Consider the following 16,276-nt stretch of genomic DNA (forward strand, 5'->3'; position numbering starts at 1 on the left):
TTAGTTGTTTTCATTTAGACTTATTGTTTGCCCTGTCCATTTGGACATACCCGGCACAACATTATAAACTTGAGCAAACCCTTTTTCGGCTAACTTTTGTGCGGCCATATCGCTTCGGTTGCCTGTTCGGCAAACGACATAGATGTCCTGATCTTTCTTCAATTCATCCATTCGATCCTCTAATTCTCCAAATGGAATCGAGATGGCATTCGGAATATGGTTAAAGGCATACTCTGCTTCTTCCCGAACGTCAAGGATTGTATATTGGTCAGCACCTTCCACCTTGGAGAGCAACTCTTCGTTACTGACAACTCGTTCGTGCTTTTTCTCACTACCCTCTTCATTGGAAGATTTACGAATGTAATGCTTTAACTGACCGCCTTCTTCAATCGTTCCAATATATTGATGTCCTGAATTTTCAGCCCATGCTTTCAAGTCGGCTTTTGAGCCTTTATCCGTAGCTTGCACTTCCAATACATGACCTTCAGGCATGTTTGTTATTGCCTTTTTTGTCTTCACAATCGGCATAGGACAAGTAAGTCCTTTTGCATCTAATACGTCATTCGCTTTAATCGAATCCATGTATTCTCCTCCTTTTCATTTCAATATCGGGGAGTATGGGAAGAACTGAATAAATTATTCAGTCTTCCCTTCCCACTCCAACATTCCGTCTGTCATGTTGGTAACATTGTAGCCTTGTCCTTCAAGGAACTGTGTAGCACGTCCGCTGCGTCCGCCGGAACGACATACCATAACGTATTCTTTGGACTTATCGAGTTCATTCATACGGAATTCGACAAGACCTAAAGGGATGTTTACCGCTCCAGGAATTTTTCCGGCAGCTACTTCATCCACTTCACGAACATCGATGATATTCAATTCTTTTCCATCATTCAATAAGTTTTCTACTTCTTGTGGTGTAATTTCTTTCATACCAATTCCTCCTTATGATCTCCAGGCGCTCATTCCGCCACGGACATTAGTAACTGATTTAAAACCTGACTTCTTAAGAAGCTTGCTCGCTTGGCTGCTTCTCATACCACTTTGACAAATCACGACCACTTCTTGTTCCTTCGAAAGAGTTTCCGTCTTCTGTGGTAACTGGTTGAGTGGAATATTTTTAAATTCACGGATATGATTCGCTTTATATTCACCTGGTGTCCGGACATCTATGAATTGTTTGTTGTTGTTCTTTAACTCTTTTTTCAAATCTTCTGTTGAGATTTGTTTAATCCCTTTTGCTGGCATGAAGCGTAATGCAACCAGTACAACAATAATCGCAATGATGATATATTCCATCGAAATCTCCATCCCTCTAAACCCCTGGGGGTATTGTTTTGGTTAAAAAAATTATGCTTTTTTAATACGGAACTTTAACACACCATCATTATCCTCGTGGCTCAATAACTCGTGTCCTCCAGATTTAGCCCAGGCAGTCAAATCATTAAGAGCACCTTTATCAGTTGCAAGAACTTCGAGTACCTCTCCAGAGTCCATAAGATCCATCGCTTTTTTCGTTTTAACGATTGGCATCGGACATGTTAAACCTTTAGCATCCAACGTTTTGTTTATTTCCACTTTTATTTCCTCCTTTAGCATTAATTTAATACCCTAAGGGGTATATTAAAGGATAAAAAAAGGAATGTCAACATCCCTGTTTTTTATCTGCTTTTAACTAATAAATTGACTGCTTCTTTTATGATTTCATCTTTATCTGAACCTGTATTCTCGGCTTCTATAACACATTCCACCAAGTTGGAACTAACAATGACACCGACAGTCCGGTCTACGGCAGAGCGAACCGCAGACAACTGAGTTACTACATCTCTGCAATCTTTGCCTTCTTCCATCATCTTCAAAACTCCACGCAGTTGACCTTCCATACGTTTGATGCGATTTTTCATTTGGTCGTTATATTCCATTACTCTACCTCCTGTCCACTGACACTTTATACCCTCATGGGTATTTTGTCAAGTAAGGTCATTTCTACTGTTAATCCACCGAAGAAAAAAGTCCGGAAACCATAAACGGAATCCGGACGCATCTATTTTATTGTTCAATAATCTTTATTGCTTGTTGAAGGTCAAATGTATTTACTAATTTCTCTACCATCTCTCTCTCCATCGGCTTCCTACTTCTATTCTCTGAATCATTATAGCTTTGGGCCATTACAGAATAGGCGTTACTTTCCGATGAAATATTCCGGATGATCCAGTTATACGTATCTTTCTTTTTCCAGTCTTCGAAAAGCAGCCAATCATTATACACATCTTTGTGTTCCGGCAATTCATCAAACTCTTCTGTAACTGTGACTAAGATGTTGTAGTCATTATAAAGGATTCCTAAACTTACCGTGTCTGGCTTCATTTTCTCTTCATCTAATCTAAAGACTTGATTAACTTCATCCTTATTCTTAAAAACCTCTTCATCAAGTTTATAAGTGATTGAAGCCTTATTAATAGAGAAACCATTTTCTGATAAGGAATCTTTCATGTCCTTAATTTCCTCATCAGTCAAATCTTTATTTACTTTAAAGGCAATTTCATTGTTTCCGGTTACCTCAGATTTGAAAAATTTATACTCTCCGAACTTCAGCCCTTCCATTTGCTTGGCAGTTTCTTCAGCCAACAATTGCATCGTCAGTTCCGGATCAATCTTTGGAAAATCAGTTGAATGGTTTTTCAGCACGAATCCCTTAACTATATCAATTGTATGAACAATCGGCTTTACATCAACAACATCCAGTTGATCCGCCTCGCTATAGGCCAGGTCAAAATTCTCTTGTGTGATATTTACTGCCTGATATTGCTCCTCTATGAAGGATTCAAATGATTGGGTCATCGGCTGAAATTGGTCGAACTGTTGGGTTGTAGCTATGTTTAGTTCCTCAGCAAATTTGCTGAGTTCATCTGCTGCTTTCCGACTATTTGTCCCTTTGCCTATAAGTTGAATTTTCCCGCCGTCCTTATAGCCGATGCTATCTAAGTTGATGTCGAGAACCGATTCATAGTTGGACGAAATTTCACTTACAAAAGCTTTGCTTCCAAACAATCCACTTTCTTCTCCGTTAAAAGCAGCAAAAATAATATCCGCATCAAATCCTTGGTTTTCAGACTCTTTTTTCAGTACTTCTGCAAGTTCCAGCATTGCAGCCACACCCGAAGCATTTTGGACACTTCCCCTGAAAATTCGGTTACCCGCTTTTCCCACATGATCAAAGTTGGATGAGATGACAATCGCCTTCTTGCTTTCCTTGCCTGAAATTTTTCCTACAACATTATCAGGATTGAGCGGGCTTTGTTTTCCTGCAAAAATCAGTTGAACCTGTTCAACATTTTGCTCTTCTTCTTTCAAATAGTCATATAACGTTCCTGAAATTTGGAATGTATCGTCACTCATATAATTCAATAAGTATTTTTTAAAGATTTCTGTTTTAATGAACTTAACACGTGGTTTTCCAGTTGGCTTTCCTTCTCCATCGGTCACATAGATCTTTCCTTCACCGTCGCTGAAACTGATTGGTAACTCTACATATTTGTCGGCAATCGGGTTTATTTCCAACCAGTCATCTCCATAAGGAAATTCTTTTTGGGTACCATCTTTCAACATGACAACTAAGCTCTTCTCGACTTCATCCATATTCAGAGTATGCATATTGAAAGGCAACGAATACGTCTCGCCCTTCACCGGCTCCAGACCGATTTTTTTGAACCGTTTTTTAAGTTCCTCACTCGCAAGTCCATTTCCCTTTGTACCTGGAGCTCTTCCTTCTTTTTCATCTGAGGACAACGATGCGATATCTTTTAATATTTTTTCCTCAGTTGACAGTTCTGCTCTTTCTTTCTCATCTGAACTTTCATGATCAGAACAAGCAGCAACTAAAAATAATAGTGAAAACAAAACTAAGATGAACGATAATTTCCCCTTCATAATTCGACCCCCGTGCTCTTTTCTCTTTTTACACGTTCAAACATCACGTTCAGAAGAAAATGCTGTAAGTAAGGTTTTTCTGATCGTTATTAACTCTCCTCCCTGATCCCCTTTGCTTACTTACTGCTTCCCCTGACGCCTAAATTAGACCATCGTTCTTAAAAAAAGTTTCAAATGTGCAGAGGATTTAGAGTCTTTTTCGCTCCAAAATACTTTGTTAAAAGTTGAAATAACTCTCTGTAAACGAATACTACTAATGTTCTTGAATTGATAAAAGATGAACAGGGTGTAATAATTAGGAGATACCCATTTATTTTTGAAAGGCTGATACATTTTGAAAAAAAGCGTTGTAATTGCTGAAAAACCTTCAGTTGCCCGTGATATCGCTCGTGTCTTACATTGCAATAAAAAAGGCAACGGGTTCTTAGAAGGTGAAAAATATATCGTAACTTGGGCTTTAGGACATTTAGTCACTTTGGCTGATCCTGAAAACTATGATCATAAATACAAAACATGGAATCTTGAAGACCTCCCGATGCTTCCCGACCACTTAAAACTGGTCGTCATTAAGCAGACAGGCAAGCAGTTTAATGCAGTGAAAAGCCAGCTTACACGTTCAGATGTCGGAGAAATCATCATCGCTACTGACTCCGCACGTGAAGGTGAACTGGTTGCAAGATGGATCATTGAAAAAGCGAAGGTCAATAAACCGGTCAAACGGCTTTGGATTTCTTCCGTAACGGACAAAGCGATTAAAGAAGGCTTTCAAAATTTAAAGCCCGGAAAAGAATACGAAAATCTGTATCATTCCGCAGTTGCCCGATCGGAAGCTGACTGGTATGTCGGACTGAATGCTACAAGAGCCTTAACGACCCGCTTTAATGCACAGCTTTCAGCCGGCCGTGTCCAAACGCCAACTTTAGCGATCATTGCCCAACGAGATGAAGAGATTAAAAACTTCAAACCGAAAACGTTTTACGGCATAGAGGCGTTAACCGATCAGAATTTGAAGCTGACTTGGCGCGATCGTAAAACAAATGATGTCAGAAGCTTCTCTAAAGAGAAGATTGAACAAATCTTATTGAAATTGGATCAAAAGACTGCCGTCGTCGAATCCGTTGAAAAGAAGCATAAGAAGAATTTCGCACCACAATTATATGACTTAACTGAACTACAGCGTGATGCAAACAAGATGTTCGGCTACTCTGCTAAAGAAACGCTGTCCATCATGCAAAAGCTATATGAGCAGCACAAAGTACTGACGTATCCACGGACTGACTCCAGATATTTATCAAGCGACATTGTCGGGACCCTTCAGGAACGGTTAAAGTCTGTTGCGGTAGGTCCATATCGTCAATCAGCAAATAAGATATTGAATAAACCAATAAAAGCGAATAAAGCATTTGTAGACGACACAAAAGTCTCTGATCACCATGCCATCATTCCGACAGAAGAGATTGTCCTATTAGATAAGTTTTCAGATAAGGAACGTAAAATCTATGATTTAGTCGTGAAACGTTTCTTGGCCGTTCTTTATCCTCCATTTGAGTTTGAGCAGATGACGATTCAAGCTTCTCTTGCAGACGAATTATTTGTTGCAAGAGGAAAAACGATTCTATCTTCAGGCTGGAAAGAGGTCTATGAGAACCGCTTTGAAGAGGATGATGACCAGGAAGATGTGAAGGAGCAAATTCTGCCCCGGATTGAAAAGGGTGACAAACTCTCCATTAAATTGTTAACAGAGACGTCCGGACAAACGAAACCGCCGGCTCGTTTTAATGAAGCCTCTCTTCTGACAGCGATGGAAAACCCGGCAAAGTATATGGAAACAACTGATAAAAAATTAGCGAGTGCCCTAAGTAAAACTGGCGGATTAGGAACAGTAGCGACCCGCGCTGATATTATCGAAAAGCTATTCAATACCTTCTTACTCGAAAAAAGAGGAAAAGACATTCATCTGACGTCAAAAGGTAAACAACTTCTTGAACTTGTTCCGGAAGAGCTTAAATCCCCAGCACTCACTGCAGAATGGGAATTAAAGCTTGAAGAAATCGCAAAGGGCAAACTGAATAAAAACGTCTTTATCGGCGAAATGAAGAATTACGCAAAGTCTATTGTTCTTGAAATTAAAAACAGTGACAAGAAATTCAAACACGACAACATTTCAACGAAAAGCTGCCCCGACTGTGGCAAGCCGATGCTTGAAGTGAATGGCAAAAAGGGTAAAATGCTTGTCTGCCAGGATCGTGAGTGCGGCCACCGGAAGAATGTTGCGAGAGTGACCAATGCACGATGCCCGAATTGCCACAAGAAAATGGAACTGCGCGGTGAAGGGGAAGGACAAATTTTCACATGCAAATGCGGCCACCGTGAGAAGCTTTCCTCCTTCAATGAACGAAAGAAAAAAGGCAATAAAAACGTCTCTAAACGCGACGTCAATAAGTATTTAAAACAGCAGGAAAAGCAAGAAGAGCCTATTAATAATGCATTAGCTGAAGCATTGAAAAACTTAAAATTGTAGTTTCCACCCCCGTTCTTTTAGAATGGGGGCTTTTCAATGCTCACTTCACAATCATGTCCTTCAATATGGCATAGTTCGGCTTCCGAAACCATACGTATTAAAAGAGATGGTTTAGAAAGGAAGCGATAATAAATGAATCGAAACTCCGTTCCCCAACAGGTTGGAAAGAAAAAAGTGGTGTTTTCATGTAAGTATTCAGCTACATCAGGTCTTTACCATGCAGAGCGATCTTTGGCTGCTGCGGACATGCTTTCCGAATGGGATATTCTTTTTTTAATAGACGAGTCATCGAAAGAGATAAAAAATTTAATAGAAGGTAAAGGGTATAAAACGAGATTCGTATCCGGGTCCTCTTCTTTCATTTCCGTCTTAAGGGAAGAATGCCCTGATCTTCTTGTTCGTGACGGTGACCAGACTGATTTGGATGAGGCGAAACTTGTTAGAGAGATTGTCTCAGCCATTATCCATTTGGATGATTTCGGAACTGGTGGGCAAGAAGCGGATTTAGTCCTCCATTCACTGTACCAGGAAAACCGTGAACCATATCCCTCACATTATGTTTCCGGACCTGATAGTTACATAGTTCCTGAAGACTTTGTTGCGTTTAAGCATCAGGGGAAGGAAAAGGAGCTGAGCCCGGTACCACATTTGGTCGTCTATCATGGCTACGAAGATCCTGAAAACTTGACGTACCGTACGCTTCGCCATATCCTGCAGCTACAGATTCCGCTCCGTGTCACGATCCTCTTAGGAGAAGGCTATAAACATTCTAAAGACGATATCCAGATGATGGCGCTCGGCAGAAGGAATACTACGATTGTGAAACCTCCTTATTCCCTTCCAGAGGAATTGGCAAAGGCGGATATTGTCGTCTGTTCCGCCGGATATACACCTTATGAAGTAGCTGTGATTGGGTTGCCGTGCATTGTCATTGCACAAAACGAACAGGAATTGCAGAATGCCTTTCCGAAAGAGGAAAATGGTTTTATTCATTTAGGACTTGGCCGAAAGGTAAAGCAATCACTTCTTCTTAACGCCATCATGGAGATGCTTTTACATGATGCACGTCGTGAACGGGCAGTGAAAAGACAGCTGGCCCTTAATCTATTTAACGGAAAAGAAAAAATTGCTGAAACGATACTATACTATCTCGATTATCCTCCGAGACAATCGAAAGATGCTCTTCAAAAAGTGAAAAATATGCTACAATAAGTGGAAACATATACAGGTGGTTACCTGTTCAACATTAAGGAGTGCACATCATGACAAAAAGTGAACTCGAAGCACAAATCGCAGAACTGAAAAATGATTATATCCGTCTCCAGGGTGATGTAGAGAAATTGGAATCGACTGGACACGAGGCAATGGTGGAAAAAGCTGAGCAGCGCCTTGCCGACATGGAAGAACGGTTATCAGAATTGAACAAGCAGCTCGCGGCGCTGTAAGTGTCGTGAGCTTTCTTTTTGGAGGAAAACAGCAATGAGCATATTAACAGTCGAGAAATTAGGTCACTCCTTCGGTGATCGGACACTATTCAAAGATGTATCATTCCGTCTTGTAGAGGGTGAACATGTTGGGTTGGTCGGTGCAAATGGAGTCGGAAAATCAACAATGATGAATATTTTGACCGGTCAAATCATCCATGATACCGGTAAAGTGGAATGGCTGCCGAACACACATTATGGCTATTTAGATCAGCACACGCAGTTAGCTGCTGGGCGCACGATGCGCGATACTTTGCGTGACGCCTTCTTACCGCTTTATAAGAAAGAAGAAGAATTGAATGAAATTACGGCCAAGATGGCCGAGGCAACACCGGAAGAATTGGAAGATCTTTTAGAGCAAATGGCGGATATCCAAGATGCCCTTGATGCAGGGGATTTCTACACACTCGATATTAAAGTCGAGGAAGTGGCTCGTGGACTTGGTTTGGACGCAATCGGTCTGGAACGGGACGTATCTGCCCTTTCCGGTGGTCAGCGGACTAAGGTTTTATTGGCTAAGCTGTTGCTGGAAAAGCCGAAGGTTCTCCTTTTGGATGAGCCGACGAACTATTTGGATGAAGAACATATTAACTGGCTGTCCAACTATTTAAAGAACTATCCGTATGCATTCCTACTCATTTCCCATGATACGGAATTCATGAACGGTGTTGTAGATGTCATTTTCCATTTGGAATTTTCGAAGCTGTCTCGTTATACAGCTTCCTATGATAAATTCTTGGAGCTTGCTGAGATCAATAAGCGCCAGCACATCGATGCATACGAGAAGCAGCAGGAATTCATTAAAAAACAGGAAGATTTCATAGCGAAGAACAAGGCCCGTTATTCAACGACCGGGCGTGCGAAATCCCGTCAAAAGCAACTTGAACGGATGGACCGGATCGATCGTCCTGAAACAGCGGCGAAACCGCAATTCGGTTTTAAAGAATCACGAGGTTCCAGCCGATTTGTTGTGGAGGCTGAAAACTTGTTAATCGGATATGACAAGCCATTATTGCCTCCGTTGACATTCGAAATTGAACGCGGTGAAAAAATTGCACTTGTCGGCATGAATGGTGTAGGGAAATCGACGTTACTCAAGACCATGTTAGGGAAAATTGACCCTCTTGGCGGTAAAGTGATTCGTGGGGACTTCCTCCACCCTTCCTACTTTGAACAAGAAGTTAAGCCCGGGAACACGACACCAATCGATGAAATCTGGAATTCTTATCCTTCCATGGACCAGCACCAAGTACGAGCTGCCCTTGCCCGCGTCGGCTTGAAGAATGAACATATCTCACGGCCGATGAACCAGTTGAGCGGTGGCGAACAAGCCAAAGTCCGGCTATGTAAGCTTATGATGGAAGAAAGCAACTGGCTCCTCTTTGACGAACCGACGAACCACTTGGACGTTGATGCGAAAGAAGAGTTGAAACGCGCCATGAAAGAATATAAAGGAACGATTGTCCTTGTCAGCCACGAACCTGATTTTTATGATGGTCTTGTGTCTAAAGTTTGGAATGTTGAACAATGGTTCTCGACCGGAGTTGTAGAGGAATAAACGAATCCCCCTGCTGGGCAACTTACCCAGCAAGGGGATTTTTATTTTATCCTAATAATTAAAAGGTTGTGAGCTTTAGCAAAACCTGCATTCCATAAATCCCTCGCTGTATGAATGACATCTCATCTTGATACACTTCGGTATCTAACGTGTACATCGCTCCGTCATTCGTCCACAACCGTTTGAAATAGCCCTCAAGCTCCACGTCAAGATCACTACTATTTGGAGCGATTACTTTCAATTCGGATTCTAAATTGTAATCATCCAGTGAACGCTCTGTTAGATTTGTCGCTCCATTATAGATGACTGATTGCTCCTCGCTTTTTATATAGACGAGTTTCGTATGATATTGCCCGGCAACGGTATTGTACCATCTCACTTGAATGCGGTTCTCTGAGTCTTCCAACAGTTCATTGACGACCGGACGATTCGGCAGCCCGGTTTTTTCATTTCCAAATGCATTGGCATTCGGATCAAGGATCAACTTCACTTCTACTCCCCGCTCCGCAGCCTCAACCAATGCAGACAATATGTCTCTCTTTGCGAGATAAAACATCCCCATCCAAATGGTGTCCCCTTTTTCCGTAGACTCCAAATCAGACAAAAGTGAATTTAATATTTTGCTCTCGGTCAAATATTGAATTTGGTATTCTCCGTCCGCTTCTGGCACATCCACTCTCGGCAAGTCACCGCCTCCAGAAAACTTCATAACAGCCTCTTCTGCTTCTAACATGTCATTTAAAATAGGCCCAGTCACTTTTAAGGCAGCATTGCCATGAAGGCCACTTGCATTATGCGGGTTTGCAGAGGAGATTAAGCCTGCTTTCTCCGTAATGACGACCTTTCGATGATTCGCTTTGATATTAAATAACTTCAAATACGAAGACAGTTTCATATCATCCATTTGACTCGCCATTGCATTTGGAAGCCAGCCATCTTGTTCAAAATCTGTCCATTGGAAGAAAATACGATAAAAACCTGAGTAAATCGGAGTGGAATCCCGTAATCGATCCAGATCTGTGTAAACGACTTGAATTCCTGCGTCCTCCATTTCTTCAAGCCATTCATTTGTATAAGAACCATACCCGGTATTATAAGGATCGGTGATAAATATGATCGGCATATCAGGGTGCTGTTGTTTTTTTAACAGTAAGTGTGCAGTTAACGATTGTACAATATCTGGAAAGTCTATATTTTCATCAGAGTATGGATCGAAGAGAAAAAAATCGAGGACAACAAATTCTTCAGCTTCATCAATCATGGTGTACACTTCATCGAAGATTTCCAGTTCACTCTTCATTCCCGTACCTTTTCGGTCTTCCGCAAAGGTCAAATCGGTGAATAGTTGAACATCATCCGTCCTATGGATTTCACCAGCATAGGAAACTCCCGCCGGCAAAGGTTTATATGTGTGCCATAAAATGACCCCAATATAGAGAAGCATAAATGCACAGAGTGATCCAATCACTATCCTTTTCCTTGTACTCCATTGCTTCATTTTCTTTTTCATGGCGGCTCCTCCAGTCTACTGAATATTTCCCGGATTTTTTCCGTTGCAAACTTTAAGGGAACCTCTCTTCCTATTATTCGTTCCATTCAGTAAGGACGGAGGGATCAACATGGGGTTCTATTATTTCATGCTGTTGTTCATTGGAATCATCATGACGATGGGAGGATTTCTTCTTAAAAGAAGAAACTGGATTGGAAGAGTACTGATTTCTTTCTTTGGTCTCTTAGCAATCGGATTGTCCATCTTTCTATTCCAGCCTGAAAGTTCAGATGTCATTGCTGAATTAATTGGATGGGAATAAAAACGTCAAAAAACCCACTTCCGGTTAAACGAAAGTAGGTTTTCATCATTGTTCTTATGCAGTATGCACATATTCTTCGAGCATGTTGTCGCTTGTCAGTAATTCCTTTAAACGTTGTTTTGCACGGAATAGACGAGATTTAACAGTGCCAATCGATACTTTCATAATTTCAGCGATTTCTACGAGTGAGTACTGGTGAACATAGAAATACAAAACCGTCTTTTGATAGATGGCATCCAACTGACTGATTTTCTCCTGTACGATTTGGGACATATCCTCGAGCTCTAAAATCTGCTCTGCAGACATTGTATCAGCAGGTATCAAATCTAAGATTGGAACTTCCAAAGTATCCGGTTGGATGACTACATGCTTACTGCGACGGACGTTTTTACGGTACCGGTCACGGAATGTGTTCATGCAGATCGTAGTCAGCCATGCTTTTACATGATCTACTTCTTTTACATAGGACTCATAACGGACGACTTTCACCCATACTTCCTGCATGAGATCTTCCGCTTCCACCTGGTTACGTGTCAATTTTAAGCAAAGATGATAGATATATTTATGATATTCGTTATAAATCGTTTCTAATGTTTCATTCATTTTTATACCCTCCAATTTCAACCTCTTGACCTTAGTTTCGCAAATTCCTATCTTTCACTCCATCGCATTCTCTTTCAGATTTCTTACAATGATGTAAGAGTCAAATAGGAGATTTGGTTCACTTTTGGTGCTTTAGAAGGAGAAAAGTTTAATCCGGGCGAATAAAAGAATTAAACGTTTTTGGAGGTTCATATCATGGGAGGAATTATTCTAACATCCACCGGATTCCTTACAGATGAAATTCGTACTGCGTTTTTAAAGACGGCAGGCGCATTCTCCTCAGCCGCCATCATCACATCTGCATCACCTGAAAAAGAACACAACCGTTTTGCGCGTAAAGCCCATTACGATCTTCTCGAGTTAGGTGCTACCTCTGTAACTTTCCTTGATGTCGAATTTGATGATCCATCCTGTCTTTCCGATTGCGATGTGATCTATATAAATGGCGGGAATCCTTTCCGTTTGCTCCATCATTTACGAAAAAGTGGAGCCGAACGTTTACTGAAAGAAGCAGAACCACATCAATCGATTGTTGGCGTTAGTGCAGGTTCAATAGTACTTGGTCCATCACTTGGTATCGTCCAACATTTCACTCCAGAAATGAACACAATTCCATTACATGATTTAACGGGATTGAACATGACAAAAACTACCGTATTTCCTCATTATGACCGTGAAGATCTCTATAGGCATCCGACGGGAGACTCAATCGAGAAACGAATCACACAGTACGAAAGAATTAGTGACTTCCAGGTACATCGGCTTAAGGACTGCGAATACCTCCTTCAAGACCATACAAGGAATACACAAAAATAGAGGCAGTTCCAAAAGCTTCATGCTTTCGGAACGCCTCTATTATTCTTCCACAATTTCAGGTTCTTCTTCACGTATTGTAATTGACACTTTTTTAATACGATTGTGATCCATTTCGTTAACTTCAAAGTATAAATTTTCATGTGTGAACTTCTCGCCCGCCATCGGTACGTGTCCAAGCTGTTCAAAGACAAAACCGCCAATTGTATCGTGCTCGCTGTCGATATGGATTTTCATCATTTCATTTGCCTCTTCGATCCCCATCCGACCACTACACACTAATTTGCCTTCTCTCATTTCAAATACTAACAAATCCTCTTCGATATCTGTTTCGTCTTCAATGTCTTGTCCGATCATTTCTTCAATAATGTCCTCGTTCGTCACAAGTCCAAGTGTTCCGCCGTATTCGTCCAGGACGATCGCCATATGCTTTTTCTTTGCAAGCATTTTCTTGAACACTTTTTCGACACTGACAGACTGGACAACGTATAATGGCTCACGGTCCATCATTTCTTCCAATGTTCGTTTCGGACTCATCGACCACTCGATCAGTTTTTTCGAATAAAAGATTCCGACGATATTATCCATACTTTCTACGTAGACTGGATATCGTGTATAAAAATTATCTAAAATGATATCTCGGACTTCTTCATAGGATGAATCCAGCGGAACACCAATAATCTCGGTCCGATGGGTTTCCAATACATCTGCAACGTCCTTATCTGGAAAATCTAAAATTCCCTTCAACCGAAGCGATTCATCCGCTTCAAACGTTCCCTCAGTAGAAGCGATATCAACGATTGACCGCACGTCCTCTTTTGTAAGAGAAGCAGTCTTCACCTGTCCCTTCGATATAATGCGAATGAAAATATTCGTGAACTGTGCAATCAAGAACGTTAATGGCCTTAGAATTTGGACAATGAGATTAATAGCCGGATAGACGATAAAAGAAATCCGCTCTGCAAATGTAGCAGCAATCGTCTTAGGCAAAACCTCGCCAAAGAGAATAAGGACAATAGTTAAGATAGTCGTCGCTACTCCCACTTCCCATCCTTGTTCGATGGCGATCATCGTCAGGATAGTAGGTAACATAATGTTGACGATATTGTTTCCGATTAATATAGACGTAATCATACGATCAGGTTTATCTACCAGTTTAAGAACTTTGGCAGCCTTTGCATCCCCCTGATCTGCCCGCAGCTGAAGTTTCATTTTGTTTGACGCGGTAAGTGCAGTTTCACTTCCGGAAAAGAACAATGAAAGAGCTAATAATAGGGCTAATAACGCAAATTGTATCAACAATGTACAATTCCCCCAGTTAAATTTCGGTTTGTTACCATTTCCCGTACAAAAAGATAATATAACTATACCATACCATTTTCTTAGCTGTCATAATTGCCACACTACCACTTCATACTCGCTGTGCTATACTATTTCTATTAGCGAACTAATTTGAAAAGAGGGATTCGTTTGAGTGATCTTCATGCATTGGATACGTACTTTTCCGAAAAACGCGAGACACATTTAGAAGAATTAAAAGAATTCTTGAGAATTCCAAGTATCAGCGCACTTTCCGACCATAAATCGGATATGTTGAATGCAGCCAACTGGCTTGCAGATTCGATGAAAAAAGCTGGGCTTGAAAACATCTCAATTGATGAGACAAAGGGGCATCCTGTCGTGTATGCTGACTGGCTGCACGCCGAAGGAAAACCTACGATGCTCATTTATGGGCATTATGATGTCCAACCTGTTGATCCATTACATCTATGGGAGAGCGAGCCTTTTGACCCTCAAGTCCGAAACAACAAACTCTATGCACGCGGAGCGAGTGATGATAAGGGACAAGTGTATATGCATGTAAAAGCGATTGAAGCGTTGTTTGCTACTGAAGGCGAACTCCCGGTCAACGTCAAGTTCTGTATCGAGGGAGAAGAGGAGATAGGCAGCCCTAACCTTCCAGCTTATGTTGAGGATAATAAGGAAAAGTTAGCTGCAGATATCATTGTGATTTCCGATACGGGAATGCAGGGCCCTGGTCAGCCAGCAGTCTGCTACGGTCTTCGTGGATTATGCGGTGTACAAATTGATGTGAAAGGTGCCAAGGGCGACTTGCACTCCGGTTTATACGGCGGCGGGGTCCAAAATGCTATTCACGCTCTTGTGAATTTGCTTGACTCCTTCCGTGACGAAGAAGGGTCGATTACTGTCGAAGGTTTCTATGAAAACGTCCGACCTGTAACAGACGAGGAACGAGAAGCCTACCGTGCATTAGGCTTTGATGAAGAAGCTCTAAAAGAAGAAATTGGCGTGGGTGAATTATTCGGTGAAAAAGGATACTCTCACTTAGAACGCACATGGGTCCGTCCTACTCTTGAAGTAAATGGCGTATTCGGAGGCTTCTCCGGTGAAGGAATTAAAACGGTCCTTCCAGCTGAAGCAGGAGCAAAAATCACATGCCGTCTTGTACCTGACCAAGACCCAGAGGAAATCGTCGAGAAATTAAAATCTCATATTGAAAAACATAAACCAGTTGGCGTTGAAGTGACAGTCACTGAATTTGATAAAGGAAAACCGTTCATTACACCTTTCGATCATCCGGCCATCCAAGCAGCTGGGCGTTCCTATGAAAAGGTCTATAACGTTCCTACCGCTTATACGCGAGGCGGCGGGTCAATTCCGATCGTAGCAGCTTTTGATGAAATTTTGGGTTTGCCTGTCGTATTGATGGGATTCGGTTTATCATCCGAAAACTTCCACGCGCCAAATGAACACTTCCATTTGGAGAATTTCGACAAAGGATTGCGCGTCATCGGTGACTATTTCCATGAAATCGCTGAGTTCCCTGCTGGTGGATTAAAAAAATCATGACTATGAAAAAGAAAAAATCCCGGAGCCTCGTGATGCTTCCGGGATTTTCTTTATTCTTCGCCGAAGAAAGTTGTTTTTTCTTCAATCGGTGTCCGTTCTCTACCTTTTGGTACTACATCGAAGTAACCGAACTGAAGCATACTGATGATCCGTTCACCGGGTTGAACACCCAGCACTTCTCTAATTTTAGGATCCTCAATATAAGCGGGAGTTTTCCAGCAAGAACCGATACCGCGATCCCATGCCAGTAATTGAGCATTCTGGATGAACGCACTTGCCGCAGCATAATCCTCCAGGCGCTCTTTCTGACGAATATCTTCTGGAACGATGACAAAAACGACTGCCCCAGGTCCGAGGAGTTTCTTCATCTGTGTTTCCAAAGCTTGAGGGGACAAATCTTTCCACTTTGACATATTGAAATCCTTAATGACTTCCTGCCATTTAGTCAGACCTTCGCCAACAGCAACAACGAAACGCCACGGTTCCCTATTTTTATGGTTTGGCGCCCAAGCTGCTTCATTAAGAATTTCCATCAAGTCATCTCTGTCAACTGGTTGGCGGTTGAATAACTTGATGGAACGGCGTTGAACAATGGCCTCTCTTACAGATAATGCTTGTTCAATCATCTTTCGACTTCCTTTCATTCTCTCTATGAGTATACAAGAACTTGGAAGTTTGGGCGAGT

Annotated in this window: 17 protein-coding genes; 7 read left to right on the forward strand and 10 right to left on the reverse strand. The window is 41.6% G+C overall.

The annotated features are described in order from the left end of the window. The 6 genes from ACFOZY_RS10015 to ACFOZY_RS10040 form a co-directional block, all read right to left on the reverse strand. On the reverse strand, window positions 1–582 hold the full coding sequence (locus ACFOZY_RS10015) for a sulfurtransferase TusA family protein (protein WP_378154940.1): 582 nt from the start codon (window positions 580–582) through the stop codon (window positions 1–3). 54 nt (window positions 583–636) lie between these two features. Beyond that, a complete protein-coding gene (locus ACFOZY_RS10020) occupies window positions 637–933 on the reverse strand; it encodes a rhodanese-like domain-containing protein (RefSeq protein ID WP_378154942.1) in 297 nt (98 codons plus the stop codon). A gap of 12 nt (window positions 934–945) precedes the next feature. Then, on the reverse strand, window positions 946–1,248 hold the full coding sequence (locus ACFOZY_RS10025) for a rhodanese-like domain-containing protein (RefSeq protein WP_378156127.1): 303 nt from the start codon (window positions 1,246–1,248) through the stop codon (window positions 946–948). A 102-nt stretch (window positions 1,249–1,350) separates the two neighbouring features. After that, complete coding sequence (locus ACFOZY_RS10030; RefSeq protein ID WP_378154944.1) at window positions 1,351–1,578, reverse strand: sulfurtransferase TusA family protein; 228 nt, start codon at window positions 1,576–1,578, stop codon at window positions 1,351–1,353. A gap of 83 nt (window positions 1,579–1,661) precedes the next feature. Further along, the gene (locus ACFOZY_RS10035; RefSeq protein WP_378154946.1) at window positions 1,662–1,922 is read right to left on the reverse strand and encodes a metal-sensitive transcriptional regulator; all 261 of its coding nucleotides are present in this window, start codon (window positions 1,920–1,922) and stop codon (window positions 1,662–1,664) included. Between the two features lie 127 nt (window positions 1,923–2,049). Beyond that, window positions 2,050–3,930, reverse strand: coding sequence for a M28 family metallopeptidase (locus ACFOZY_RS10040; RefSeq protein WP_378154948.1), 1,881 nt, complete (start codon window positions 3,928–3,930; stop codon window positions 2,050–2,052). Window positions 3,931–4,264: 334 nt separating this feature from the next. On the opposite strand from ACFOZY_RS10040, the gene ACFOZY_RS10045 reads away from it, so the two are divergent. From ACFOZY_RS10045 to ACFOZY_RS10060, 4 genes are all read left to right on the forward strand, one after another. After that, on the forward strand, window positions 4,265–6,451 hold the full coding sequence (locus tag ACFOZY_RS10045; RefSeq protein WP_378154949.1) for a DNA topoisomerase III: 2,187 nt from the start codon (window positions 4,265–4,267) through the stop codon (window positions 6,449–6,451). 132 nt (window positions 6,452–6,583) lie between these two features. Continuing rightward, the gene (locus ACFOZY_RS10050) at window positions 6,584–7,663 is read left to right on the forward strand and encodes a PseG/SpsG family protein (protein WP_378154951.1); all 1,080 of its coding nucleotides are present in this window, start codon (window positions 6,584–6,586) and stop codon (window positions 7,661–7,663) included. A 50-nt stretch (window positions 7,664–7,713) separates the two neighbouring features. Beyond that, the gene (locus tag ACFOZY_RS10055) at window positions 7,714–7,896 is read left to right on the forward strand and encodes an SE1832 family protein (RefSeq protein WP_378154953.1); all 183 of its coding nucleotides are present in this window, start codon (window positions 7,714–7,716) and stop codon (window positions 7,894–7,896) included. A 34-nt stretch (window positions 7,897–7,930) separates the two neighbouring features. After that, the gene (locus ACFOZY_RS10060; RefSeq protein WP_378154956.1) at window positions 7,931–9,493 is read left to right on the forward strand and encodes an ABC-F family ATP-binding cassette domain-containing protein; all 1,563 of its coding nucleotides are present in this window, start codon (window positions 7,931–7,933) and stop codon (window positions 9,491–9,493) included. A gap of 58 nt (window positions 9,494–9,551) precedes the next feature. Here ACFOZY_RS10060 and ACFOZY_RS10065 read toward each other — a convergent pair whose 3' ends face one another. Next, complete coding sequence (locus ACFOZY_RS10065) at window positions 9,552–11,003, reverse strand: phospholipase D family protein (RefSeq protein WP_378154958.1); 1,452 nt, start codon at window positions 11,001–11,003, stop codon at window positions 9,552–9,554. A 109-nt stretch (window positions 11,004–11,112) separates the two neighbouring features. Here ACFOZY_RS10065 and ACFOZY_RS10070 point away from each other — a divergent pair, with 109 nt between their 5' ends. Further along, window positions 11,113–11,304: a hypothetical protein gene (locus ACFOZY_RS10070; protein WP_378154960.1), complete on the forward strand. Its 192-nt coding sequence runs from the start codon at window positions 11,113–11,115 to the stop codon at window positions 11,302–11,304. Between the two features lie 54 nt (window positions 11,305–11,358). Here the strand turns inward: ACFOZY_RS10070 and ACFOZY_RS10075 are convergent, their stop codons facing one another. Continuing rightward, window positions 11,359–11,907 carry an RNA polymerase sigma factor gene (locus tag ACFOZY_RS10075; RefSeq protein WP_378154962.1) on the reverse strand — a complete coding sequence of 183 codons (549 nt, stop codon included), beginning with the start codon at window positions 11,905–11,907 and terminating at the stop codon, window positions 11,359–11,361. A 195-nt stretch (window positions 11,908–12,102) separates the two neighbouring features. On the opposite strand from ACFOZY_RS10075, the gene ACFOZY_RS10080 reads away from it, so the two are divergent. Beyond that, window positions 12,103–12,723 (forward strand): Type 1 glutamine amidotransferase-like domain-containing protein, encoded by a 621-nt coding sequence (locus ACFOZY_RS10080; RefSeq protein ID WP_378154965.1) that lies wholly within the window; start codon window positions 12,103–12,105, stop codon window positions 12,721–12,723. A gap of 39 nt (window positions 12,724–12,762) precedes the next feature. Here ACFOZY_RS10080 and ACFOZY_RS10085 read toward each other — a convergent pair whose 3' ends face one another. Further along, window positions 12,763–14,022, reverse strand: a complete 1,260-nt coding sequence (locus ACFOZY_RS10085; protein WP_378154967.1) for a hemolysin family protein — start codon at window positions 14,020–14,022, stop codon at window positions 12,763–12,765. A gap of 168 nt (window positions 14,023–14,190) precedes the next feature. Between ACFOZY_RS10085 and ACFOZY_RS10090 the strand changes: the two genes are divergently transcribed. Beyond that, window positions 14,191–15,591, forward strand: a complete 1,401-nt coding sequence (locus ACFOZY_RS10090) for a dipeptidase (protein ID WP_378154969.1) — start codon at window positions 14,191–14,193, stop codon at window positions 15,589–15,591. A 50-nt stretch (window positions 15,592–15,641) separates the two neighbouring features. On the opposite strand, the gene ACFOZY_RS10095 is transcribed toward ACFOZY_RS10090, so the two are convergent. Next, a complete protein-coding gene (locus ACFOZY_RS10095) occupies window positions 15,642–16,217 on the reverse strand; it encodes a nitroreductase family protein (RefSeq protein ID WP_378154972.1) in 576 nt (191 codons plus the stop codon). Window positions 16,218–16,276: the final 59 nt, after the last annotated feature.

The organism is Chungangia koreensis, from assembly GCF_042651785.1.
GTDB lineage: Bacteria > Bacillota > Bacilli > Bacillales_A > Planococcaceae > Chungangia > Chungangia koreensis.

Bases quoted from the DNA above. Each gene is read 5' to 3' on its own strand.
- ACFOZY_RS10015 (WP_378154940.1), bottom strand. From the start codon at position 582: ATGGATTCGATTAAAGCGAATGACGTATTAGATGCAAAAGGACTTACT.
- ACFOZY_RS10020 (WP_378154942.1), bottom strand. From the start codon at position 933: ATGAAAGAAATTACACCACAAGAAGTAGAAAACTTATTGAATGATGGA.
- ACFOZY_RS10025 (WP_378156127.1), bottom strand. From the start codon at position 1,248: ATGCCAGCAAAAGGGATTAAACAAATCTCAACAGAAGATTTGAAAAAA.
- ACFOZY_RS10035 (WP_378154946.1), bottom strand. From the start codon at position 1,922: ATGGAATATAACGACCAAATGAAAAATCGCATCAAACGTATGGAAGGT.
- ACFOZY_RS10040 (WP_378154948.1), bottom strand. From the start codon at position 3,930: ATGAAGGGGAAATTATCGTTCATCTTAGTTTTGTTTTCACTATTATTT.
- ACFOZY_RS10050 (WP_378154951.1), top strand. From the start codon at position 6,584: ATGAATCGAAACTCCGTTCCCCAACAGGTTGGAAAGAAAAAAGTGGTG.
- ACFOZY_RS10055 (WP_378154953.1), top strand. From the start codon at position 7,714: ATGACAAAAAGTGAACTCGAAGCACAAATCGCAGAACTGAAAAATGAT.
- ACFOZY_RS10060 (WP_378154956.1), top strand. From the start codon at position 7,931: ATGAGCATATTAACAGTCGAGAAATTAGGTCACTCCTTCGGTGATCGG.
- ACFOZY_RS10065 (WP_378154958.1), bottom strand. From the start codon at position 11,003: ATGAAAAAGAAAATGAAGCAATGGAGTACAAGGAAAAGGATAGTGATT.
- ACFOZY_RS10070 (WP_378154960.1), top strand. From the start codon at position 11,113: ATGGGGTTCTATTATTTCATGCTGTTGTTCATTGGAATCATCATGACG.
- ACFOZY_RS10075 (WP_378154962.1), bottom strand. From the start codon at position 11,907: ATGAATGAAACATTAGAAACGATTTATAACGAATATCATAAATATATC.
- ACFOZY_RS10080 (WP_378154965.1), top strand. From the start codon at position 12,103: ATGGGAGGAATTATTCTAACATCCACCGGATTCCTTACAGATGAAATT.
- ACFOZY_RS10095 (WP_378154972.1), bottom strand. From the start codon at position 16,217: ATGATTGAACAAGCATTATCTGTAAGAGAGGCCATTGTTCAACGCCGT.